Source organism: Enterobacter sp. RHBSTW-01064 (assembly GCF_014103035.1).
Taxonomy (GTDB): Bacteria; Pseudomonadota; Gammaproteobacteria; order Enterobacterales; family Enterobacteriaceae; genus Enterobacter; species Enterobacter mori.
The window spans coordinates 103,824-128,143 of sequence record NZ_JABXOU010000006.1; the positions used below are offsets into that span (position 1 = coordinate 103,824).

Sequence of the window (24,320 nt, forward strand, 5' to 3'; positions counted from 1 at the left end):
GACGAGTACACTTTCTATGGCTGAAACAAACTCTAAACAGCCGCGTCTACTGGTGACATTAACAGCCGCGTTCGCAGCCTTCTGCGCGCTGTATCTGTTAATCGGTGGCGTCTGGCTGGTCGCTTTAGGCGGCTCCTGGTACTACCCGATTGCGGGTCTGGTTATGGTTGCCGTAACCGTCCTGCTGTTGCGTAGAAAACAATCCGCACTGTGGCTGTATGCCGCACTCCTCCTTGCCACCATGATCTGGGGCGTCTGGGAAGTCGGGTTCGACTTCTGGGCACTGACGCCGCGCAGCGACATCCTGGTCTTCTTTGGTATCTGGCTGATCCTGCCGTTCGTCTGGCGTCGCCTGATTGTGCCTTCCAGCGGTGCTGTGGCGGGCCTGGTTGTTGCTCTGCTGATTACCGGCGGCATTCTGACATGGGCCGGTTTTAATGACCCACAGGAGATCAACGGTACGCTGAACGCGGAATCCACGCCTGCGGCTGCTATCTCGCAGGTCGCTGACGGTGACTGGCCTGCGTATGGTCGTAACCAGGAAGGTCAACGCTACTCTCCGCTGAAGCAGATCAACGCGGACAACGTGAAGAACCTGAAGGAAGCCTGGGTATTCCGTACCGGTGACCTGAAAATGCCGAACGATCCGGGCGAGTTGACCAACGAAGTCACCCCGATCAAAGTGGGCAACATGCTCTACCTGTGTACGGCGCACCAGCGTCTGTTCGCGCTCGACGCGGCCACCGGTAAAGAGAAATGGCACTTCGATCCACAGCTGAACTCTAATCCGTCGTTCCAGCACATCACCTGTCGTGGCGTCTCTTACCACGAAGCGCGTGCCGATAATGCCAGCCCGGAAGTCATCGCCGACTGCCCGCGCCGCATTATGCTGCCGGTGAACGATGGCCGTCTGTTCGCCATCAATGCCGAAACGGGCAAGCTGTGCGAAACCTTTGCCAACAAAGGTATCCTGAACCTGCAGACCAACATGCCGGACACCACGCCGGGTCTGTATGAGCCCACCTCACCGCCAATCATCACCGATAAAACCATCGTGATTGCCGGTTCGGTAACGGATAACTTCTCTACGCGTGAAACCTCCGGCGTCATCCGCGGTTTCGACGTAAACACCGGTAAACTGCTGTGGGCCTTCGACCCGGGCGCGAAAGATCCCAACGCGATCCCGTCGGACGAGCACACCTTTACCTTTAACTCACCAAACTCCTGGGCCCCGGCGGCGTATGACGCGAAGCTGGACCTGGTCTACCTGCCGATGGGCGTAACCACGCCAGATATCTGGGGCGGTAACCGCACGCCGGAGCAGGAACGTTACGCGAGCGCTATCGTGGCGCTGAACGCAACGACCGGTAAACTGGCGTGGAGCTATCAGACCGTTCACCACGATCTGTGGGATATGGATATGCCGTCCCAGCCGACGCTGGCAGACATTACCGTCGATGGTAAAACCGTGCCGGTGATTTACGCTCCGGCCAAGACGGGCAACATCTTCGTCCTGGATCGCAGCAACGGCAAGCTGGTTGTGCCTGCACCGGAAAAACCGGTTCCTCAAGGCGCGGCTAAAGGCGACTACGTCAGTAAAACCCAGCCGTTCTCTGACCTGAGCTTCCGTCCGAAGAAAGACCTCAGCGGTGCAGACATGTGGGGTGCCACCATGTTTGACCAGTTGGTGTGCCGCGTGATGTTCCATCAGCTGCGCTATGAAGGCATCTTCACGCCGCCTTCTGAGCAGGGCACGCTGGTCTTCCCGGGTAACCTGGGGATGTTCGAGTGGGGCGGGATCTCCGTCGACCCGAACCGTCAGGTGGCAATTGCCAACCCAATGGCGCTGCCGTTCGTTTCCCGTCTGATCCCACGCGGTCCGGGCAACCCAATGGAGCAGCCGAAAGACGCGAAAGGCAGCGGCACCGAAGCCGGTATCCAGCCGCAGTACGGCGTACCGTTCGGCGTAACCCTGAACCCGTTCCTGTCTCCGTTTGGTCTGCCGTGTAAACAGCCTGCCTGGGGGTATATCTCCGGTCTGGATCTGAAAACCAACCAGATCGTATGGAAAAAACGTATTGGTACGCCACAGGACAGCATGCCGTTCCCAATGCCGGTTCCGGTGCCGTTCAATATGGGTATGCCAATGCTGGGTGGCCCAATTTCCACCGCCGGTAACGTGCTGTTCATCGCGGCAACCGCAGATAACTACCTGCGCGCGTACAACATGACCAACGGTGAGAAACTGTGGCAAGGCCGTCTGCCTGCCGGTGGACAGGCCACGCCGATGACCTATGAAGTGAACGGCAAGCAGTACGTTGTCATCTCTGCAGGTGGCCACGGTTCGTTTGGCACGAAGATGGGCGACTATATTGTCGCGTATGCGTTGCCGGACGAAAACAAGTAACTGAAAAAGCCGGGTGGCGGCTACGCCTTACCCGGCCTACGGAAAGATGCAAAACGGCAACCTCGGTTGCCGTTTTTGTGTTTGTTCCCTCTCCCCGTGGGAGAGGGCCAGGGTGAGGGCATCAGGCCGCACTGTTTTATACGGTGAACCCGAGCATCATCCCCGTATCCTCATGCTCCAGCAGATGGCAGTGCGCCATATAGGCAAACTCCTTCGGCGCATCGTGGTCGAACTTCACCAGCACCTCGCTGACGCCACCTTCCACTCTCACCGTATCCTTCCAGCCCGCGCGGTGCGCATCCGGCGCTTTGCCGTTTTCTGAGAGAATGCGGAACTGGGTGCCGTGGATGTGGAACGGATGCAGCATCATGTCCCCTTCGCCCGAAATCACCCAACGCTCAAACTGACCCTTTGTCGCAGCAAACATCGGCGTGTTCATGTCGAACGCTTTGCCGTTGATCATATTGGCGTTGTGGAAATCAAAGCCGTGGTCGCCGTGATTCATGTTCCCCATGCCGCCCATTTTGCCATGGTCCATATTCATATGGCCCATCATCTGCCCGTGGTGCATCCCCGCCATCGCCTGATCGCCATATTTCGCCATCAGCGCCTGCATGCCCATCATGTCGAGCATCGGGTTCATGGAGAGCTGCAGCTTGCGCTGCGTAAGCCCGTCAAGCGACGGGAGCGCTGGCAGGGTAGTTAATGTATCCGGTAACGTGCCGGAAGCGGTCACCAGTAAAGGCTGAATACGCAGCACCGGATGCGGCTTATCAAATGGCGCAACCGTCATCCCCATCTGGCTGACTGGCAGGGTTACGAGGTCAAACGCCTTGCCGTCGCTGATGTCCACCAGCACCTCGAAGCGCTCGCCCATCAGCATCGGCAACTCGTTCACTTTTACCGGCTCCGGCAGGAGTCCACCGTCGCTTGCCACCACGTACAGCGGGCGCTTATCGCTGGCGGCGAAGTTCAGCGAACGGGCGTTACAGCCGTTAAGCAGACGTAAACGCAGCCAGCCTTTCGGCGCGGCATGCTGAGGGTAGATCGCGCCGTTGGTCAGCAGCGTGTCGCCAAACCAGCCCACCGCCGCACTCATCACGTCCAGCTGGTAGTCAATTTGCCCGTCAGCATTGAATTTCTTGTCCTGCACAATCACCGGAACGTCGTCGATGCCCCACTGTTTCGGCAGGCGCAGCAGGCGGCTTTCGTCGTCTTCAATCAGCACCAGCCCCGCCAGCCCCATCGCCACCTGATGGCCCGTTTTGCCGTGCTGATGCGGGTGGAACCAGCAGGTCGCCGCACGTTGGTCAGGGGTAAAGGTCACGCTGCGTTTGCCACCAGCCTTGATAACGCCCTGTGGTCCCCCGTCTACTTCACCCGGCACTTCCAGCCCGTGCCAGTGCAGCGTGGTCTCTTCCGACAGCGTGTTATGGATATCAACGGTGACGGTTTTTCCTTTGCGTAACTGGAGCGCCGGACCGAGGAGATTTCCGTTATAGCCCCAGGTTGTGGCGGTATTCGCACCAAAGGTCGTTTTGCCTGATTGCACCACAAGCTGGATACGACTGCGGGCATCAGCAGTCAGCAATTCAGGAATGGGTAAGGCGGGTCTGTCAGCCGCGAAAACGGCGCGACTCCAGAGTGGTAATGCGCTGGCAGCCCCCAGCGCAGCGGAATATTTTAAAAAATCACGACGTTGCATGTTCATTTCCTTATTTCCAGCCGGCGATCTTTTGAGCATAAACCCTCCCCTTACCGGAAGGTCAAGTAAAGCGGCAATAATAAAGGTCGTCGGCCTGGCATCAAGTATGCTAACGTTAATTTTCCGTGATGCAGTGGTAGAAGCAATGAAGACGTTTTTCAGAACAATTTTGTTCAGTGGCCTGATGGCGATGTGTGCGAACAGTTACGCGCTGAGTGAAAACGAAGCAGAAGATATGGCCGATCTAACGGCGGTGTTTGTGTTTCTGAAAAACGATTGTGGTTACCAGAATTTACCCAACGGGCAGATTCGTCGCGCACTGGTCTTTTTTGCCCAGCAGAACCAATGGGATCTCAGCAACTACGACAGCTTCGACATGAAGGCGCTCGGTGAAGACAGCTACCGCGATTTGAGCGGTATCGGTATTCCCACTGCTAAAAAATGCAAAGCGCTGGCTCGTGATTCACTCAGCCTGCTCGCCTACGTGAAGTAACCTTCCCGACGCCCCTTGTTGACTCGCTAACCGCTTCACAGCGGTGATGTGTTGCGCCCCTTCTGCTGAATGTCAGGATGTAAACGATGGAGAGGACAGCCCATGACCGAGAAAACGGTATGGCAAGAAACGCTGCACGATCAGTTTGGTCAGTACTTTGCCGTTGATAACGTGCTTTATCACGAGAAGACCGATCATCAGGATCTGATCATCTTCGAGAACGCCGCCTTTGGCCGCGTCATGGCGCTGGACGGCGTGGTGCAAACCACCGAGCGCGATGAGTTTATTTATCATGAGATGATGACCCACGTTCCGCTGCTGGCCCACGGCCACGCAAAGCACGTTCTGATTATTGGCGGCGGCGACGGCGCGATGCTGCGTGAAGTGTCCCGCCATCAGTCCGTCGAAACCATCACGATGGTGGAAATCGACGCGGGTGTGGTTTCGTTCTGCCGTCAGTACCTGCCCAACCATAATGCCGGCAGCTACGACGATCCGCGCTTTAATCTGGTTATCGACGACGGCGTCAATTTTGTTAACCAGACCACGCAAACGTTTGATGTGATTATCTCTGACTGCACCGATCCGATCGGCCCTGGCGCGTCGCTGTTTACCTCCTCGTTCTATGAAGGCTGCAAGCGCTGCCTGAACCCAGGCGGTATCTTCGTCGCACAAAATGGCGTCTGCTTCCTGCAGCAGGATGAAGCTCTCGACAGCCACCGCAAGCTGAGCACCTACTTTAGCGACGTCAGCTTCTACCAGGCCGCGATCCCGACCTATTACGGCGGGATCATGACCTTCGCGTGGGCGACCGACAACGAGGTGCTGCGTCATCTCTCTACCGAAATCATTCAGGCGCGCTTCCACCAGGCGGGTCTTAAATGTCGCTATTACAACCCGGCCGTCCATACCGCGGCGTTTGCCTTGCCACAATATCTGCAAGACGCACTGTCCTCAAAGGGGGTGAGCTAATTGAAAAAGCTGAAACTGCATGGCTTTAACAACCTGACCAAAAGCCTGAGTTTTTGTATTTACGATATCTGCTACGTCAAAACTGCAGAAGAACGCGATGGCTACATCGCCTATATCGATGAACTCTACAACGCTAACCGCCTGACGGAGATCCTGTCAGAAACTTGCTCAATCATTGGCGCTAACATCCTGAACATCGCGCGTCAGGATTATGAACCACAGGGCGCGAGCGTCACCATTCTGGTGAGCGAAGAGCCGGTAGACCCGAAGCTTATCGACAAAACCGAGCATCCGGGCCCGCTGCCGGAAGTGGTCGTCGCGCATCTCGATAAGAGCCACATCTGCGTACACACTTACCCGGAAAGCCACCCTGAAGGCGGGCTATGCACCTTCCGCGCGGACATAGAAGTGTCGACCTGCGGCGTGATCTCGCCGCTAAACGCACTGAACTATTTAATCCACCAGCTGGAATCGGACATCGTCACCATTGATTATCGCGTGCGCGGTTTTACCCGTGATATCAACGGCATGAAGCACTTCATCGACCATGAGATCAACTCTATTCAGAACTTTATGTCTGAAGACATGAAATCGCTGTACGACATGATGGACGTGAACGTATATCAGGAGAACATCTTCCATACCAAGATGTTACTTAAGGAGTTCGACCTTAAGCACTACATGTTCCATACCAAACCGGAAGATTTGAGCGAAGAAGAGCGTAAGGCGATTACTGACCTGCTCTGGAAAGAGATGCGCGAGATCTACTACGGCCGCAATATTCCGGCCGTGTAAGAGCAAGCCGGAGCAGGGATGCTCCGGTCTGTTATTTCTGTTTCATAAAGTCGCGGTACGCATTTACCACCTGAAGGAAATCCTCGACGCCGCACATCGACAGGCTCTCTTCGTCGTAGTAGCTCATCCCCTCTTCCATCTCGTCACCTGAAAACTCGAGCTGGTTGGCGCGCACCATCACCTCTTCGCCATCCATCCACAGGGTGTATTCATGCCCGGCGCGCTGCCAGGAGCGCTCACTGCCTTTTACCGTCTTCGCCGCCTCTTCCACTTCATCAAGAAGTGCGAGATTCTCCTTCACCTCTTCGTTAAACCAGTGTCCAACGGCTTCGTGGCCCATCGACATACGCACTTTCACCACTCCGGTGATGTCGCGCAGAAATTCGTAATCCATAGTGTTTTCCTCTGCAAAGCCATTAGGGTAATTATCGCAGCAGCGAGGAAGAAAAAAAGCGGGAGAGGCGGGAGGAATGAAAATAAAAAGGTGAGAGCAAGACCCTGCGGCCTGATGCCCTCACCCCGTCCCTCTCCCACGGGAGAGGGTGCAAACACTAAAAACCGTCTCTATGAGACGGTTTTGCTGTTTATACCGCGGTCTGGAAGATCACCCCGTCAGCCTTCTCAGTATATTGAGAGAGCTGGTCGAAGTTCAGATAGCGATAGGTATCCACCGCTGTCTTATCCACCTGAGCCACAAAGGTCTGGTACTCTTCCGGCGTTGGCAGTTTGCCAATCAGCGCCGCAACCGCCGCCAGCTCCGCAGAGGCCAGGAAGACGTTCGCACCGGTACCTAAACGGTTCGGGAAGTTACGGGTAGAGGTGGACACCACCGTCGCACCGTCAGCCACGCGCGCCTGGTTACCCATACAGAGGGAACAGCCAGGGATTTCAATACGCGCACCGCTCTTACCAAACACGCTGTAGTAACCCTCTTCGGTCAGCTGCGCCGCGTCCATACGGGTTGGCGGTGCCACCCACAGACGGGTCGGCAGCTGGCCTTTATGGGTATCCAGCAGCTTACCGGCAGCACGGAAGTGACCGATGTTGGTCATGCAGGAACCGATGAACACTTCGTCGATTTTCTCACCCTGCACTGCAGACAGCGGACGCGCATCGTCCGGATCGTTCGGTGCACAGAGGATCGGCTCTTTAATATCCGCCAGATCGATGTCGATCACCGCTGCGTACTCTGCGTCAGCATCGGCTTCCAGCAGCTGTGGATCCGCCAGCCATTTTTCCATGCCCTGAATACGACGCTCCAGGGTACGACGGTCGCCGTAGCCTTCCGCAATCATCCACTTCAGCAGCACGATGTTGGAAGTCAGGTACTCTTCGATTGGCGCCTGGTTCAGCTTGATGGTACAGCCCGCAGCAGAACGCTCGGCGGAGGCATCGGTCAGCTCGAACGCCTGCTCCACTTTAAGATCCGGCAGACCTTCAATTTCCAGAATGCGGCCAGAGAAGATGTTTTTCTTCCCTTTCTTCTCAACGGTCAGCAGGCCCTGTTTAATCGCATACAGCGGGATCGCGTGAACCAGGTCGCGCAGGGTGATACCCGGCTGCATTTTACCTTTGAAGCGCACCAGCACCGATTCCGGCATATCCAGCGGCATCACGCCGGTCGCAGCAGCAAACGCCACCAGACCAGAGCCCGCCGGGAAGGAGATACCGATTGGGAAACGGGTGTGAGAGTCACCGCCAGTACCCACGGTATCCGGCAGCAGCATGCGGTTCAGCCAGGAGTGGATGACGCCGTCGCCCGGACGCAGAGAGACGCCGCCGCGGTTCATGATGAAGTCTGGCAGCGTGTGGTGCGTGGTCACGTCAACCGGCTTCGGATACGCCGCGGTGTGGCAGAAGGACTGCATCACCAGATCGGAAGAGAAGCCCAGGCACGCCAGGTCTTTCAGCTCGTCACGGGTCATTGGACCGGTGGTGTCCTGAGAGCCCACGGAGGTCATCTTAGGCTCGCAGTACGCGCCCGGACGAACACCCGCTACGCCGCACGCACGGCCCACCATTTTCTGCGCCAGAGAGTAACCACGGCTGCTCTCCGCCACATCTTTCGCCTGACGGAACACGTCACTGTGCGGCAGACCCAGCGCTTCACGCGCTTTGGTGGTCAGGCCACGACCGATAATCAGCGGGATACGGCCACCTGCACGCACTTCGTCGATCAGCACGTCGGTTTTCAGCTCGAAGCTTGCCAGAAGTTCGTTGGTCTCGTGGTTGCGCACTTCGCCCTTGAACGGGTAAACGTCAATCACGTCGCCCATGTTCAGGTTGGACACATCCACTTCAATCGGCAGCGCGCCCGCATCTTCCATGGTGTTGAAGAAGATCGGCGCAATTTTGCCACCCAGGCACAGGCCACCGCCGCGCTTGTTAGGCACGTGAGGAATATCGTCGCCCATGAACCACAGCACGGAGTTGGTTGCGGATTTACGAGAAGAGCCGGTACCCACAACGTCACCCACGTAAGCTAGCGGGAAACCTTTCTCCTGCAGGGCTTCGATCTGTTTGATCGGGCCGACGCTGCCCGGCTGATCCGGCTCAATGCCTTCACGGGCGTTTTTCAGCATCGCCAGGGCGTGCAGAGGGATATCCGGGCGAGACCACGCGTCCGGTGCCGGAGAGAGGTCGTCGGTGTTGGTTTCACCGGTCACTTTAAAGACGGTAACGGTGATTTTTTCAGCCAGCGCTGGACGGTTCAGGAACCATTCGGCATCCGCCCAGGACTGCATCACCTGCTTCGCATAGACGTTGCCCGCTTTGGCTTTTTCTTCTACATCGTAGAAGTTATCGAACATCAGCAGCGTGGAAGAGAGCGCTTTAGCGGCAATCGGTGCCAGCTTATCGTTATCCAGCGCGTCAATCAGCGGATGAATGTTGTAACCACCCTGCATGGTGCCGAGCAGTTCAATGGCTTTTTCAGGAGTAACCAGTGGGGAGGTGGCTTCGCCTTTGGCGATAGCAGCAAGGAATCCGGCTTTTACGTAGGCAGCTTCATCTACGCCAGGCGGTACGCGGTTGATCAACAGATCTAACAGGAATTCTTCTTCGCCCTTAGGCGGGTTCTTCAGCAGCTCGACGAGCGCGGCCATTTGGGTTGCATCTAAAGGTTTGGGTACAATTCCCTCGGCGGCACGTTCTGCTACGTGCTTACGGTATTCTTCTAGCACGACGGTTCTCCTCGCTCTCATTGTCATATGCGGCGGGCGTTCTCTTCACGCTCCTGTGAGACAGCAGTTTGTAGGGTAAATGCCCGATACCGCGTCGGGCAGCATAGCAGGATTTCTGCACAGTGTTAATCCGTTTACAAAAAAGCAACATTAAAAAATTTGCTGAATCGTTAAGCATGGTGTAGCGGGGAGACGAGACGAATTTTGGGTACAAAAAAACCGCCTGGTAGCGGTTTATTTGTTGCCTTGCGGTGGTAGCACACCGTGTTGGCAGATTTGCGGCAATGCACTCGTCATGAATAATGCGCCTGAGTATGTAGATCCGCAAGCACATATTTTGTGTTTACGAGCCGACATCCAGTTTCGAATGAAAAAGGATGAAACTGCATTTCACCTCTTTTCAGTCCATTCCGGCTGTAATACTGTTGCGCCCGGCCTGCTTCGCTGGTGTAGCAACCAGTCACCGGGCCCGGAAGCAGTTCCGTAACCTACGCGGCAATGTACTCATTTGCCTGGTTCTGCCTTTCCCGGTGGAGAATGAACCCGCGTAGCCTGCACAGGAACGCACGCAATGGAGATGCGAATCACTGCGCTGATCGTTGCAATCGGTTTACTGCTAACCGCGCTGCACGGTGGCTGGAACATATCCGACATCACGGTGCTGTTTGTCGTCAACCTCGGCAACTAGCTGCTGGCCGCTCGCAAGAGCGGCCTTCTGAATTCCCGGCGCCTTTTCCCGCATCGCATATAATTGTGTAATAAATGCACACACTCTTTATCCGGACGCTTCGCTGGTTTCCCAAGAAAAGTCAAAACTGTCATACACGGGTGAATAATACTCGCGGCAACAAGAACGCCTCACGGCACAGCGCTTGTCTCGTTGGAGTCATTTTATGAAGTTGCCCTTTAAGCCACACCTGCTTGTCCTTCTCTGCAGTGCCGGGCTGTTTGCCGCCTCAGGCGTTATGTTTGTCAAAAGCCGGGCAACGGAGCCCGTTGCACCAGCCCCCGTCGCACAACAACCGGCAGCACCTGCCGCAGCCCAGCCCGCCCCTGTCGTCGCACCCACGTACACGGCCGCGCAGATCGATCAGTGGGTTGCCCCAGTTGCGCTCTACCCGGATGCCCTGCTGTCGCAAATTTTAATGGCCTCGACCTACCCGTCAAACGTTATCCAGGCGGCACAGTGGTCAAAAGATAATCCCAAAATGCAGGGCGATGCCGCCATTCAGGCCGTTGCTGGTCAGCCGTGGGATCCGAGCGTAAAGTCGCTGGTGGCGTTTCCTCAACTCATGTCGCTAATGGGTGAAAACCCGCCGTGGGTACAAAATCTGGGCGATGCGTTTCTAGCCCAACCGAAAGACGTAATGGATTCCGTTCAACGCCTGCGCTTGCTGGCGCAACAAACCGGTGCATTGCAATCAACGCCACAGCAAACGGTCACGACCGTGACGAAACCTGCCCCTGCAAAAACCACCACCAGCGAGTCAACAAACACCACCACTACAAGCCCGACGGTGATCAAAATTGAATCCGCCGATCCGCAGGTGGTTTACGTTCCGACCTATAACCCCAATACGGTTTACGGTACCTGGCCAAACGCGGCCTACCCGCCCACCTATTTACCGCCCTCACCCGGGGAGCAATTTACCGACAGTCTGGTCAAGGGTCTCGGCTTCAGTCTGGGGGTGGCGACAACCTATGCCATCTTCAGCAATATCGACTGGGATGACGACGATGACTGGGACCACCACCATCACGATGATGACTGGGATAATCATGGCGGCTATAACCGCAACGGCGATAACAACATCAATATAAACGTTGATAACTTCAATAAAATCAGCGGACAGCGGCTGACGGATGCCAACCGCACCTGGCAGCACAACCCGGCCTATCGTGAAGGCGTGCCGTACCCGACCAATCAGCTCAATACCCGTTTCCACTCCACGAAAGCGGCGACAGGGCTCAGTGCGACGCAGCAAAAACCGGTCAATCGGGACAGCCAGCGTCAGGCCGCATTGAGCCAAATGGAAAAATCGACAGGAAAAACGTTCCCTCAGGCAACGCGCCCGACAACCCGAGATGCACAGCGTCAGGCTTCCAGCCAACAGCTGAAGCAGATTTCACAGCGCAATAACTACCGCGGCTACGACACCAAACCGCACATCGCGAAGCGAACTGAGAACAACCGTGCGGCCACACAACGACAGGAAAAACGGGTTTCGCAACCCTCACAGCAGCGCACGACCCAGCAGAGAAATGTTCAGCAGCGAACCAGCCAGCATCGCGCAAATGCGCTGAGCGGCAACGACAGCCGGTCCGGCAACTGGCAAGCCCAGCAGCGTCGGGGCGAGCAGAGCAGGCAAGTCGCTGCCCGCCATCAGCAGCCCCGTCAGGCCTCAGCCGGACGCGCAGAACACCGTGAATTCCGTCACCGTTAAGGGAGCTGACATGAAAAGTAAACTTCTTTGTGGAATGGCGTTATTCATGCTTTCGGCCACCGCGATGGCACAGCAATCATTCAGCACGCCAGGCCAGGCAACCGACGCGCTGGTGAGCGCCATCAGTAAGCATGATGAACGTGCAATGAGCGACCTGCTTGGGGAGAACTGGCGCGACTTCCTGCCGCCTGAAGGGGTCGACCCGGATGCCGTCGATCGTTTCCTGAGAGACTGGAAAGTTCGCCATGATACCGCCATCGAGGGCGATGTGGCGCATCTGGTTGTTGGAGAGAGCGACTGGCAGTTGCCGATCCCGGTGATGAAAACCGCTACCGGCTGGCAATTTGACATTAAAGCAGGCGCCGAAGCGATCCTCACGCGCGAGATTGGGCGTAACGAACTCGGTGCCATCGAGGCGCTGCATGCCTATGTCGATGCTCAGCAGAGCTATTTTGGGTTGAATCAGAAGTATGCGCAGAAAATTGTCAGTTCAGAGGGGAAAAAGGACGGTCTGTACTGGCCCGTCTCGCCAGGCGAAGCGCCAAGCCCGCTGGGTCCGGCCTTCAGTCCGAAAGAGCCAGGAGCAGGCTATCACGGCTATCGTTTTCGCATTTTGCCGTATAATAACGGTTTCGCAATGATCGCCTGGCCAGTCACTTACGGTCAGACGGGGGTGATGAGCTTCACCATCAATCAGGACGACAAGGTGTACCAGAGCGATCTCGGCAGTGATTCCGCGAAGAAAGCAAATGCCCTGACCGCATACCCTCTGGATAAAACCTGGCAACCCGTCGCCCCGTAATGCAGGCAGGCCGGGTAAGGCGACGTCGCCACCCGGCTGTTTTCCTACAGAATATTGGCGACCGATTTCGCCAGCTGCGCTTCCAGAACCGGCTTCGCCTCTTCGAACTTCAGGTTCACCTTGTTGGCGTTAGACACCACGCGGGTCTGATACTTCGCACGATCGCCCTGCTCGGTGCTGGTCTGCAGTTTCACGCCAGAGGTACCCTGACGCAGGGCAGCGATATTATCGGTTGTGACTTTTGCTTTGCTGCGCTCAGAGATCTGCAGGTCAGTCACCATGGTGTAGTTTACATCTTCCACCATGGCGTCTGCCGCCATGCCGATCAGACCCGCCGCCAGACCCACGCCCAGCGCTGCGCCGGAAGAGTTACTGTTATAAGCGGTGATCCCGGCACCCAGTGCAGCGCCCACAGCCGCACCTTCGTACCCGGTTTTCAGGTAGCCCTGAGCTTCACGCAGGTCCATTTTGTCGGCTTTCAGGACGTTTGCCTGCACCCAGTAGTATGCGCCGTCAGGGGAGCTGGTCACTTTATAGCCCTTGGCAATCAGGTCGTTCGCCAGCAGGGTCTGCAGGTTGCTCATGTCTTTATCGGAGGTGTTTTTAACCTGAATGTAGACCGTTTTCTCGTTGGATGGCTCAAGCCAGACGGTTTCACTCATCTGGGTTTTAACTTCCAGGTTGCGTTTCTTCACCGCCGTCGTTACCGCACCGCACCCTGTCAGCGTCAGCGCTGCCGCCACTAAGCCAATTACCGCAACTTTCTTCAAAGACATGTATTTTCCTTTTTTCGTGTAATAAAAGAGTCCAGAACCCCTAAACCGCGTGGCCAGTAGCCACACAATGGTGAAAAAAGTATCGGCAGATGAAGGGAAATTTTTAGCGGAAATATCAACAGGATGACTACTAAATCAGGTAGTTACAGGCAAAAAAAAACGCCTCCGGAGAGGCGTTTATCAAGCGCAGAGAAACTTATTTCTTCTTCGCTTTCGCGTTTGGCAGGTCGGTGATGCTACCTTCGAACACTTCTGCCGCCAGGCCCACGGACTCGTGCAGAGTCGGGTGAGCGTGGATGGTCAGCGCGATGTCTTCCGCGTCGCAACCCATTTCGATAGCCAGACCGATTTCACCCAGCAGCTCGCCGCCGTTGGTACCGACAATTGCACCACCGATCACGCGGTGAGTCTCTTTGTCGAAGATCAGTTTGGTCACGCCATCCGCACAGTCGGAAGCGATAGCACGGCCAGAAGCAGCCCACGGGAAGGTGGCGGTTTCGTAGCTGATGCCTTTCTCTTTCGCTTCTTTCTCGGTCAGACCCACCCAGGCAACTTCTGGTTCGGTGTACGCGATAGATGGGATCACTTTCGGATCGAAGTAGTGCTTCATGCCGGCGATAACTTCAGCGGCAACGTGACCTTCGTGAACACCTTTGTGCGCCAGCATTGGCTGACCGACGATGTCGCCGATAGCAAAGATGTGCGGCACGTTGGTGCGCAGCTGCTTATCAACGCGGATAAAGCCACGGTCGTCCACTTCCACGCCAGCTGCGCCAGCATTGAGGTTTTTACCGTTCGGCACGCGGCCGATCGCCACCAGCACGGCGTCGTAACGCTGCGCTTCTGCAGGGGCTTTTTTGCCTTCCATGGAAACGTAAATACCGTCTTCTTTCGCTTCAACGGCAGTCACTTTGGTTTCCAGCATCAGGTTGAATTTCTTGCTGATACGTTTGGTGAAGACTTTTACGATGTCTTTGTCGGCTGCCGGGATAACCTGGTCGAACATTTCAACCACGTCGATCTCTGAACCCAGCGCATGGTACACGGTACCCATTTCCAGACCGATGATACCGCCGCCCATGACCAGCAGACGCTTAGGAACGGTTTTCAGCTCCAGGGCATCGGTGGAATCCCACACGCGTGGATCTTCATGCGGAATGAATGGCAGTTCGATTGGGCGAGAGCCTGCCGCGATGATCGCGTTGTCGAAATTGATCACGGTTTTACCGTTTTCGCCTTCCACTTCCAGGGTGTTCGCACCGGTGAATTTACCCAGACCGTTTACCACTTTCACTTTACGGCCTTTGGCCATACCCGCCAGACCGCCGGTCAGCTGAGTGATAACTTTCTCTTTCCAGGTACGAATTTTGTCGATATCGGTTTTCGGCTCGCCGAAGACGATACCGTGTTCAGCCAGCGCTTTGGCTTCTTCGATAACTTTCGCTACGTGCAGCAGCGCTTTAGAAGGGATACAGCCGACGTTCAGACAAACACCGCCGAGGGTGCTGTAACGTTCTACGATGACGGTTTCCAGACCTAAATCCGCGGCGCGGAATGCTGCGGAGTAACCTGCCGGGCCTGCCCCAAGTACTACGACCTGAGTTTTGATTTCTGTGCTCATCATGACCTCTTAATTTATACCCGTCGTCCACCGGGTCGTTCTATCCGCCCGCAGTTTACAAAATTGTTAACAATTTTGAAACAACAAACGGCTCACGAATTGTCGCTTTCGCCAATAACCCCACAAACACCGTGAGATTATCAGAAAAAAGCCGGCCGACTGGCCGGCTTTTCGATTACATCACCAGGCGGCGAATGTCGCTCAGGGTGTTGTTGATGATGGTGATGAAGCGCGCACCATCAGCACCGTCGATCACGCGGTGGTCGAAGGACAGAGAGATTGGCATCATCAGACGCGGCACGAACTCTTTGCCATTCCACACCGGCTCCATCGCGGACTTGGACACACCGAGGATAGCCACTTCCGGCGCGTTCACAATCGGCGCGAAGTGGGTGGTACCCAGGCCGCCGATGCTGGAGATAGTGAAGCAGCCGCCCTGCATTTCGCCGGCAGTCAGCTTACCATCACGCGCTTTCTTGGAGATCACGGTCAGTTCACGGGACAGCTCGGTAATGCTCTTCTTGTTCACGTCTTTGAAGACCGGAACAACCAGACCATTTGGCGTATCAACCGCAACACCGATGTTGATGTATTTCTTCAGCGTCAGCTTCTGACCGTCTTCGGACAGGGAGCTGTTGAAGCGTGGCATCTGCTCAAGAGCAGCGGCAACGGCTTTCATGATGAAGACCACTGGGGTGAATTTCACGTCCAGCTTGCGCTTCTCAGCTTCGGCGTTCTGCTGTTTACGGAACGCTTCCAGATCGGTGATATCGGTCTTATCGAAGTGCGTAACGTGCGGGATCATCACCCAGTTACGGCTCAGGTTAGCACCAGAGATTTTCTGAATGCGGCCCAGCTCCACTTCTTCGATTTCGCCGAACTTGCTGAAGTCCACTTTTGGCCATGGCAGCATGCCCGGGATACCGCCACCGGCGGCTGCAGCAGGTGCAGCTTCGGCGCGTTTCACCGCGTCTTTCACGTAGGTCTGAACGTCTTCGCGCAGGATACGACCCTTACGGCCGGTCCCTTTCACTTTCGCCAGGTTCACACCGAATTCGCGCGCCAGGCGACGAATCAGCGGGGTAGCGTGGACGTAAGCGTCGTTTTCAGCGAACTCAGATTTGCCTTCCGCTTTTGCAGCAGGAGCCGCAGCAGGTTTAGACGCCTGAGCCGGTGCAGCAGCTGGTGCCGGAGCAGCCGCGGCAGCCGGAGCTGCGGCAGGCGCAGCGCCTTCCACTTCGAAGACCATGATCAGAGAGCCGGTAGACACTTTGTCGCCGGTGCTGATTTTGATCTCTTTAACGGTACCCGCGAACGGCGCAGGGACTTCCATAGAAGCCTTGTCGCCTTCAACGGTGATCAGTGACTGTTCAGCGGCAACTTTATCGCCCACTTTCACCATCACTTCGGTTACTTCAACTTCGTCACCGCCGATGTCCGGTACGTTAACGTCTTTCGCGCCGCCAGCAGCTGCTGGTGCAGCGGCCGGAGCCGGAGCAGCGGCCTGTGCTGGCGCGGCGGCGCCTTCTGCACCCGCCACTTCGAAGACCATGATCAGGGAGCCGGTAGACACTTTGTCGCCGGTGTTGATCTTGATCTCTTTAACGGTACCGGCGAACGGAGCGGGCACTTCCATAGAGGCTTTGTCGCCTTCTACGGTGATCAGTGACTGCTCAGCTGCAACGGTGTCGCCCACTTTCACCAGGATTTCAGTGACTTCAACTTCGTCACCGCCGATGTCAGGCACGTTCACTTCTTTCGCGCTCGCGGCAGCGGCTGGAGCAGCGGCGGCCGGAGCGGCTTCTTTCTTCTCTTCCTGCGCAGGTGCAGCAGCTGCTGCACCGTCGGCGGAATCGAAAATCATGATCAGTTTGCCGGTCTCGGTTTTATCGCCAACAGAGACTTTGATCTCTTTAACGATGCCAGCCTGAGGAGACGGGACTTCCATAGAGGCTTTATCGCCTTCTACGGTGATCAGCGACTGTTCAGCTTCAACTTTGTCGCCTACTTTGACCAGGATCTCGGTGATTTCAACTTCATCAGCCCCGATGTCCGGTACATTGATTTCGATAGCCATTATTCTTTTACCTCTTACGCCAGACGCGGGTTAACTTTTTCTGCATCGATGTTGAATTTGGTGATTGCGTCCGCAACCACTTTCTTATCGATTTCGCCACGTTTAGCCAGTTCGCCCAGTGCTGCTACAACCACGTAAGAAGCATCAACTTCGAAGTGGTGACGCAGGTTTTCGCGGCTGTCAGAACGACCGAAGCCGTCAGTACCCAGAACGCGATAATCATCAGCTGGAACGTAAGTACGAACCTGCTCTGCGAACAGTTTCATATAGTCAGTAGACGCCACCGCTGGTGCATCGTTCATCACCTGAGCGATGTACGGAACGCGTGGGGTTTCCATTGGGTGCAGCATGTTCCAGCGCTCACAATCCTGGCCATCACGCGCCAGCTCAGTGAAGGAGGTCACAGAGTACACGTCGGAACCCACACCGTAGTCTTTCGCCAGGATCTGCGCTGCTTCACGTACGTGACGCAGGATAGAACCGGAGCCCAGCAGCTGAACTTTACCTTTGCTACCTTCGAGGGTTTCGAGTTTGTAGATACCTTTACGGATACCTTCCTCGGCACCTGCTGGCATTGCCGGCATGTGGTAGTTTTCGTTCAGGGTGGTGATGTAGTAGTAAATGTTCTCTTGCGCTTCACCGTACATGCGGGTCAGACCGTCATGCATGATGACTGCCACTTCGTACGCGTAAGACGGGTCGTAAGAGATACAGTTAGGGATAGTCAGAGACTGAATGTGGCTGTGGCCATCTTCGTGCTGCAGACCTTCACCGTTCAGAGTCGTACGACCGGAGGTACCGCCTACAAGGAAGCCGCGAGCCTGCTGGTCGCCTGCCTGCCAGCACAGGTCACCGATACGCTGGAACCCGAACATGGAGTAGTAAATGTAGAACGGGATCATCGGCAGGTTGTTGGTGCTGTAAGAGGTCGCAGCAGCCAGCCAGGATGCGCCTGCGCCCAGCTCGTTGATACCTTCCTGCAGGATCTGACCTTTCTCGTCTTCTTTGTAGTATGCAACCTGCTCACGGTCCTGCGGGGTGTACTGCTGGCCGTTCGGGCTGTAGATACCGATCTGACGGAACAGACCTTCCATACCGAAAGTACGCGCTTCGTCGGCGATGATTGGAACCAGACGATCTTTGATCGACTTGTTCTTCAGCATCACGTTCAGGGCACGAACGAAAGCGATAGTGGTAGAGATCTCTTTGTTCTGCTCTTCCAGCAGCTGAGAGAAGTCTTCCAGCGCTGGCAGTTCCAGCTTCTCGGTGAAGTTAGGCTGGCGAGCTGGCAGGTAGCCTTTCAGCGCCTGACGACGTTCGTGCAGGTACTTGTGCTCTTCAGACCCTTCCGGGAAGGTGATGTAAGACAGGTTTTCTACCTGCTCATCGGTCACAGGAACGTTGAAACGGTCGCGGATATAACGCACGCCGTCCATGTTCATTTTCTTAACCTGGTGAGCGATGTTTTTACCTTCTGCGGTATCACCCATGCCGTAACCTTTGATGGTATGGGCCAGGATTACAGTCGCTTTACCTTTGGTTTCCTGCGCTTTTTTCAGTGCAGCGTAGACTTTCTTCGGATCGTGACCACCGCGGTTCAGGGCCCAGATCTGCTCATCAGTCCAGTCTGCAACCAGTGCTGCGGTTTCAGGGTATTTGCCGAAGAAGTGCTCACGCACGTAGGCACCGTCTTTGGATTTGAAGGTCTGGTAGTCACCGTCAACGGTTTCGTTCATCAGCTGGATCAGTTTACCGCTGGTGTCTTTACGCAGCAGCTCATCCCAGCGACCGCCCCACATGACTTTGATCACGTTCCAGCCAGCACCTGCGAAGATGCCTTCCAGTTCGTTGATGATCTTGCCGTTACCGGTTACCGGACCATCCAGACGCTGCAGGTTACAGTTGATGATGAAGCACAGGTTGTCCAGCTTCTCACGGGTTGCGATGGTGATCGCACCTTTGGATTCTGGCTCATCCATTTCGCCGTCGCCCAGGAAGGCGTAAACGGTCTGCTCAGAGGTGTCTTTCAGACCACGGTGTTCCAGGTATTTCAGGAATTTAGCCTGATAAATCGCACCGATTGGGCCCAGACCCATAGATACGGTCGGGAACTGCCAGAATTCAGGCATCAGTTTAGGGTGCGGGTAAGAAGACAGACCTTTACCGTGAACTTCCTGACGGAAGTTGTTCATCTGCTCTTCAGTCAGACGACCTTCCAGGAATGCACGTGCATAGATGCCCGGAGAGATGTGGCCCTGGAAGTACACCAGATCGCCGCCGTCTTTCTCGTTCGCTGCACGGAAGAAGTGGTTGAAGCACACTTCGTAAACGGTCGCGGAAGACTGGAAGGACGCCATGTGGCCACCCAGTTCCAGGTCTTTCTTGGATGCGCGCAGAACGGTCATGATGGCGTTCCAGCGGATTGCAGAACGGATACGACGTTCCAGATCCAGATTGCCCGGGTATTCCGGTTCGTCTTCGACGGCAATCGTGTTTACGTAGTTGCTAGCCCCTGCACCTGAAGCAACCTTCACACCGCCTTTGCGGGCTTCAGAAAGCAGCTGATCAATCAGATACTGAGCGCGCTCAACACCTTCTTCACGGATGACCGATTCGATCGCCTGTAGCCAGTCGCGAGTTTCGATCGGATCCACGTCATTTTGGAGACGTTCTGACATGGGGGTATTCCTTATCTATCTAATACGTTGATTTGTCTGGAACCTGTCCCATTGTGCTCTTGGGCAAGAACACAATAAGACAGGTTCTGCGTTTAGTTGCCGCGCTCTAAAAGTACCTGGCGCTTAATCCTTTCGTTGCTGTATGCGGCGTAATGAACGTTCGCGACGCGATTGTTCACGGCTGCGGTCCAGCAAGATTTCCTCAATGAAAGCCAGATGGCGGTGCGACGCTTCACGCGCCTGCTCCGGTTCCCCGGCCATTATCGCCTCGAATACTCGGGTGCGATGGTTGCTTACCAGTGGGAGCATCTCCCGACGGGCATACAACAATTCAAAATTCTGACGAACGTTCTGGGCCAGCATCGGCTCCATGCAGCGTAGCAGATGGAGGAGCACCACGTTGTGGGCCGCTTCGGTGACGGCGATTTGATACTGGACAACGGCGCTGGACTCGGCGTCTAAATCGCCGGACTGCTGTGCCCGTTCAATGGCCTGATGCAGTTCGCGGATACGCACGCGATCTTCATCAGTGCTGCGAAGGGCGGCGTAATAGGCCGCAATACCTTCAAGCGCGTGACGGGTCTCAAGCAGATCAAACTGGGATTCTGGGTGGTCAGAGAGAAGTTCTACCAGCGGATCGCTGAAGCTCTGCCACAGGCTGTTTTGCACAAAGGTTCCGCCGCCCTGGCGACGAAGCAGCAAGCCCTTTGCTTCGAGACGTTGAATCGCCTCACGCAGAGAGGGACGTGAAACGTCGAACTGTTTTGCCAGCTCGCGTTCTGGCGGAAGTTTCTCACCCGGGCGCAGAGTCCCTTCGAGGATTAAAAACTCCAGCTGCTGCTCAATCACATCAGATAGTTTTGGTTGGCGAATTTTGCTGTAGGCCATATTCCCTGTCTTACGCCTTTTTGCCCGGAGTCAATTGGTCTTACCAATTTCAAGTTCGTATCGCTAAAGTAACAAAGTATTCACCTTCTGTCCATATTGGTTTTGATTGAAATCAGTAAACCCTGCACATTTTAACAACCTTACAGAAATAACGTTTCAGAAATGTAACTTTGCACAAATGAGTTGATTACTCCCAAAGAGGCAGTTTTAACCTTAATGAAACGAGGGTTTTTGCAATCTGAAGCGATTCAACAAGGCAAATAACGAAAATTCGCCCACTTCTGGCGCATTTCTATTCTATAGGTTGGGTTAGGAAGACTGAGCGGACCGATTTACAAATGCTTTCTTTTTATTCAAGTCGTCATCAGCCCTTCATAAAGCAGGTGCATTCACAGGCGCTTACCACTATTCTTGCGCTTACGGAAGTCATCTCCGCTTTTTTCGGTCTCGTTAACCGTAAAGAAATAAATACAGAATATGGATTTTCATAATTACACACGCACAGCGTGAACATAACAACCACACACGAGGTTTCAAATGGAAGCTCAACAGCACGGCGATCAGCTAAAGCGCGGGCTTAAGAACCGCCACATACAGCTCATTGCACTGGGTGGTGCTATCGGTACTGGCCTGTTTCTCGGCAGCGCGTCCGTTATCCAGTCAGCCGGTCCGGGCATTATTTTGGGGTACGCAATCGCAGGCTTTATTGCCTTTCTGATTATGCGTCAGTTGGGTGAGATGGTCGTTGAAGAGCCGGTTGCAGGCTCGTTCAGCCACTTTGCCTACAAATACTGGGGCAGCTTTGCCGGTTTCGCCTCTGGCTGGAACTACTGGGTGCTGTACGTCCTGGTTGCCATGGCTGAGCTTACCGCCGTCGGGAAATACATTCAGTTCTGGTATCCGGAGATCCCAACCTGGGCCTCCGCTGCGGCTTTCTTCGTCATTATTAACGCCATTAACCTGACTAACGTAAAAGTGTTCGGTGAAATGGAGTTTTGGTTTGCGATTATTAAGGTGATTGCCGTAGTGGCGATGATCATCTTCGGCGGCTGGCTGCTGTTCAGCGGCAACGGCGGCCCGCAGGCGACAGTGCGCAACCTCTGGGAACAGGGCGGCTTTCTGCCTCACGGCATGACCGGCCTGGTAATGATGATGGCTATCATTATGTTCTCCTTCGGCGGCCTCGAGCTGGTGGGCATCACCGCCGCGGAAGCCGACAACCCGGAGCAGAGCATTCCAAAAGCCACCAACCAGGTTATCTACCGCATTCTGATCTTCTATGTGGGTTCGCTGGCCGTGCTGCTTTCCCTGCTGCCGTGGACCCGCGTGACCGCTGACACCAGCCCGTTTGTGCTGATCTTCCACGAGCTGGGCGATACCTTTGTGGCAAACGCACTCAACGTGGTTGTTCTGACCGCGGCGCTGTCTGTTTATAACAGCTGCGTCTACTGCAACAGCCGCATGCTGTTCGGTCTGGCTCAGCAGGGCAACGCCCCGAAAGCGCTGCTCAACGTTGATAAGCGCGGCGTGCCGGTGAACACCATTATTGTGTCTGCAGTTGTCACGGCGCTGTGCGTGCTGATCAACTACCTGGCGCCGGAGTCAGCCTTCGGCCTGCTGATGGCGCTGGTGGTCTCTGCTCTGGTGATTAACTGGGCGATGATCAGCCTGGCGCACATCAAGTTCCGCCGCGCCAAGCAGCAGCAAGGCGTTACCACGCGCTTCCCTGCCCTGCTTTACCCGCTGGGTAACTGGGTGTGCCTGGTGTTTATGGCGGCCGTGCTGGTGATCATGCTGATCACCCCGGGGATGGCGATTTCCGTTTACCTGATCCCGGTCTGGATTGCGATCCTCGGCGTGGGCTACCTGGTGAAACAGAAGAACCAGAAAGCCGTGAAAGCGCACTAAGCCTCTCTGCGCTGTACCCGTTTTTTGCGGGTACAGCGTGTTGTTACCTTCCTCACAAATTCAGGCCTTCAGCCGTTTCATCCATATCACCGCCTTTATCCTGCAACGCATATATTCATGAGCCAGCGAATAATTCTCTCCATACCGTAAACCGGAGAGCTGTCGATGGATAACAACAAACTGTCAGTAAAAGAAAAGATCGGCTATGGGATGGGCGACGCGGGATGCAACATCATCTTCGGCGCCATCATGCTGTTTGTTAACTATTTTTATACGGATATTTTTGGCCTGGCGCCTGCGCTGGTCGGCGTACTGCTGCTGTCCGTCCGCGTGATTGACGCCGTAACGGACCCGATCATGGGGGCGATTGCCGACCGTACCCGCAGTAAATATGGCCGATTTCGTCCATGGCTGCTGTGGATCGCCTTCCCCTACGCGCTGTTCAGCATCCTGATGTTCACCACGCCGGACTGGAGCTATAACAGCAAAGTTATCTATGCGTTTGTCACCTACTTCCTGCTCTCTTTGACCTATACGGCGATCAATATTCCTTACTGCTCGCTGGGTGGCGTGATCACCAACGATCCGAAAGAGCGCGTCGCCTGTCAGTCGTATCGTTTTGTGATGGTCGGTATCGCCACGCTGCTGCTCTCATTAACGTTGCTGCCGATGGCCGACTGGTTTGGCGGGGATGACAAAGCCAAGGGCTACCAGATGGCAATGACCGTCCTGGCCCTGATTGGAACCTGTATGTTCCTGTTCAGCTTCTCTACCGTACGCGAGCGCGTGCGCCCGGCGGTGCAAACCCACGACGAGCTGAAAAACGATCTGAAAGACGTGTGGAAAAACGACCAGTGGGTACGCATTCTGCTCCTGACCCTGTGCAACGTCTGCCCGGGCTTTATCCGCATGGCGGCCACCATGTATTACGTCACCTGGGTGATGGGCCAGAGCACCCACTTCGCCACGCTGTTTATTAGCCTTGGCGTCGTGGGCATGATGCTCGGCAGCGTGCTGGCTAAAGTGCTGACCGACCGCTGGTGTAAGCTGAAGGTCTTCTTCTGGACCAACATCGTGCTGGCGATTTTCTCCTGCGCCTTCTACTTCTTCGACCCGAAAGCCACCGTCACCATCGTGGTGCTCTACTTCCTGCTGAACATCCTGCACCAGATCCCGTCACCGCTGCACTGGTCGCTGATGGCCGACGTGGACGACTACGGCGAGTGGAAGACCGGGAAACGCATTACCGGGATCAGCTTCTCCGGCAACATCTTCTTCCTGAAGCTGGGGCTGGCGATTGCCGGAGCGATGGTCGGCTTCCTGCTCTCCTGGTACGGTTATGACGCGGGCGCAAAAGCGCAGAGCGCGGACGCCATTAACGGGATCGTGCTGCTCTTTACCGTCATTCCCGGCATTGGATACTTAATTACCGCGGGCGTAGTACGCCTGCTGAAGGTAGACCGTGAAACGATGAAACGCATTCAGGAAGACCTGGAAAAACGTCGCACCAATTACCGTGAACTGAGCGACTATCAGGAACTGAAAGCCGCAGAGACAAAATAAGGAGAGCCA

16 protein-coding genes are annotated in these 24,320 nt (G+C 55.4%); 8 read left to right on the forward strand and 8 right to left on the reverse strand.

Annotated elements, in window-relative coordinates:
• Positions 1-16: 16 nt before the first annotated feature.
• Positions 17-2,407, forward strand: coding sequence for a glucose/quinate/shikimate family membrane-bound PQQ-dependent dehydrogenase (locus HV355_RS17950; RefSeq protein WP_120159230.1), 2,391 nt, complete (start codon positions 17-19; stop codon positions 2,405-2,407).
• 136 nt (positions 2,408-2,543) lie between these two features.
• Here the strand turns inward: HV355_RS17950 and cueO are convergent, their stop codons facing one another.
• Positions 2,544-4,112, reverse strand: a complete 1,569-nt coding sequence (cueO, locus tag HV355_RS17955; RefSeq protein ID WP_182402891.1) for a multicopper oxidase CueO — start codon at positions 4,110-4,112, stop codon at positions 2,544-2,546.
• Positions 4,113-4,257: 145 nt separating this feature from the next.
• Between cueO and HV355_RS17960 the strand changes: the two genes are divergently transcribed.
• The 3 genes from HV355_RS17960 (at position 4,258) to speD (ending at position 6,372) form a co-directional block, all read left to right on the forward strand.
• Complete coding sequence (locus HV355_RS17960) at positions 4,258-4,605, forward strand: YacC family pilotin-like protein (RefSeq protein WP_010426912.1); 348 nt, start codon at positions 4,258-4,260, stop codon at positions 4,603-4,605.
• Positions 4,606-4,707: 102 nt separating this feature from the next.
• On the forward strand, positions 4,708-5,577 hold the full coding sequence (speE, locus tag HV355_RS17965) for a polyamine aminopropyltransferase (protein WP_010426914.1): 870 nt from the start codon (positions 4,708-4,710) through the stop codon (positions 5,575-5,577).
• Complete coding sequence (speD, locus tag HV355_RS17970; RefSeq protein ID WP_042718234.1) at positions 5,578-6,372, forward strand: adenosylmethionine decarboxylase; 795 nt, start codon at positions 5,578-5,580, stop codon at positions 6,370-6,372.
• A gap of 31 nt (positions 6,373-6,403) precedes the next feature.
• Here speD and yacL read toward each other — a convergent pair whose 3' ends face one another.
• Positions 6,404-6,766, reverse strand: coding sequence for a protein YacL (gene yacL, locus HV355_RS17975; protein ID WP_010426919.1), 363 nt, complete (start codon positions 6,764-6,766; stop codon positions 6,404-6,406).
• A 190-nt stretch (positions 6,767-6,956) separates the two neighbouring features.
• On the reverse strand, positions 6,957-9,554 hold the full coding sequence (gene acnB, locus HV355_RS17980) for a bifunctional aconitate hydratase 2/2-methylisocitrate dehydratase (protein ID WP_182402893.1): 2,598 nt from the start codon (positions 9,552-9,554) through the stop codon (positions 6,957-6,959).
• 893 nt (positions 9,555-10,447) lie between these two features.
• Between acnB and HV355_RS17985 the strand changes: the two genes are divergently transcribed.
• The gene (locus HV355_RS17985; RefSeq protein WP_182402895.1) at positions 10,448-11,998 is read left to right on the forward strand and encodes a DUF3300 domain-containing protein; all 1,551 of its coding nucleotides are present in this window, start codon (positions 10,448-10,450) and stop codon (positions 11,996-11,998) included.
• 10 nt (positions 11,999-12,008) lie between these two features.
• The gene (locus HV355_RS17990; RefSeq protein ID WP_148401129.1) at positions 12,009-12,800 is read left to right on the forward strand and encodes a DUF2950 family protein; all 792 of its coding nucleotides are present in this window, start codon (positions 12,009-12,011) and stop codon (positions 12,798-12,800) included.
• A gap of 44 nt (positions 12,801-12,844) precedes the next feature.
• On the opposite strand, the gene traT is transcribed toward HV355_RS17990, so the two are convergent.
• The 5 genes from traT to pdhR form a co-directional block, all read right to left on the reverse strand.
• Positions 12,845-13,576, reverse strand: a complete 732-nt coding sequence (gene traT, locus HV355_RS17995) for a conjugal transfer complement resistance protein TraT (RefSeq protein ID WP_089599168.1) — start codon at positions 13,574-13,576, stop codon at positions 12,845-12,847.
• Positions 13,577-13,772: 196 nt separating this feature from the next.
• The gene (gene lpdA / locus HV355_RS18000; RefSeq protein ID WP_042718239.1) at positions 13,773-15,197 is read right to left on the reverse strand and encodes a dihydrolipoyl dehydrogenase; all 1,425 of its coding nucleotides are present in this window, start codon (positions 15,195-15,197) and stop codon (positions 13,773-13,775) included.
• A gap of 175 nt (positions 15,198-15,372) precedes the next feature.
• Positions 15,373-17,274: a pyruvate dehydrogenase complex dihydrolipoyllysine-residue acetyltransferase gene (gene aceF, locus HV355_RS18005; RefSeq protein ID WP_182402897.1), complete on the reverse strand. Its 1,902-nt coding sequence runs from the start codon at positions 17,272-17,274 to the stop codon at positions 15,373-15,375.
• 14 nt (positions 17,275-17,288) lie between these two features.
• The gene (aceE, locus tag HV355_RS18010) at positions 17,289-19,952 is read right to left on the reverse strand and encodes a pyruvate dehydrogenase (acetyl-transferring), homodimeric type (protein WP_089599170.1); all 2,664 of its coding nucleotides are present in this window, start codon (positions 19,950-19,952) and stop codon (positions 17,289-17,291) included.
• Between the two features lie 123 nt (positions 19,953-20,075).
• On the reverse strand, positions 20,076-20,840 hold the full coding sequence (gene pdhR / locus HV355_RS18015) for a pyruvate dehydrogenase complex transcriptional repressor PdhR (RefSeq protein WP_006173806.1): 765 nt from the start codon (positions 20,838-20,840) through the stop codon (positions 20,076-20,078).
• A gap of 537 nt (positions 20,841-21,377) precedes the next feature.
• Here pdhR and aroP point away from each other — a divergent pair.
• Both aroP and HV355_RS18025 read left to right on the forward strand, forming a co-directional pair.
• The gene (gene aroP, locus HV355_RS18020; RefSeq protein ID WP_042718224.1) at positions 21,378-22,748 is read left to right on the forward strand and encodes an aromatic amino acid transporter AroP; all 1,371 of its coding nucleotides are present in this window, start codon (positions 21,378-21,380) and stop codon (positions 22,746-22,748) included.
• A 165-nt stretch (positions 22,749-22,913) separates the two neighbouring features.
• Positions 22,914-24,311, forward strand: a complete 1,398-nt coding sequence (locus tag HV355_RS18025) for an MFS transporter (protein WP_108417081.1) — start codon at positions 22,914-22,916, stop codon at positions 24,309-24,311.
• The last annotated feature ends 9 nt before the right edge of the window (positions 24,312-24,320 follow it).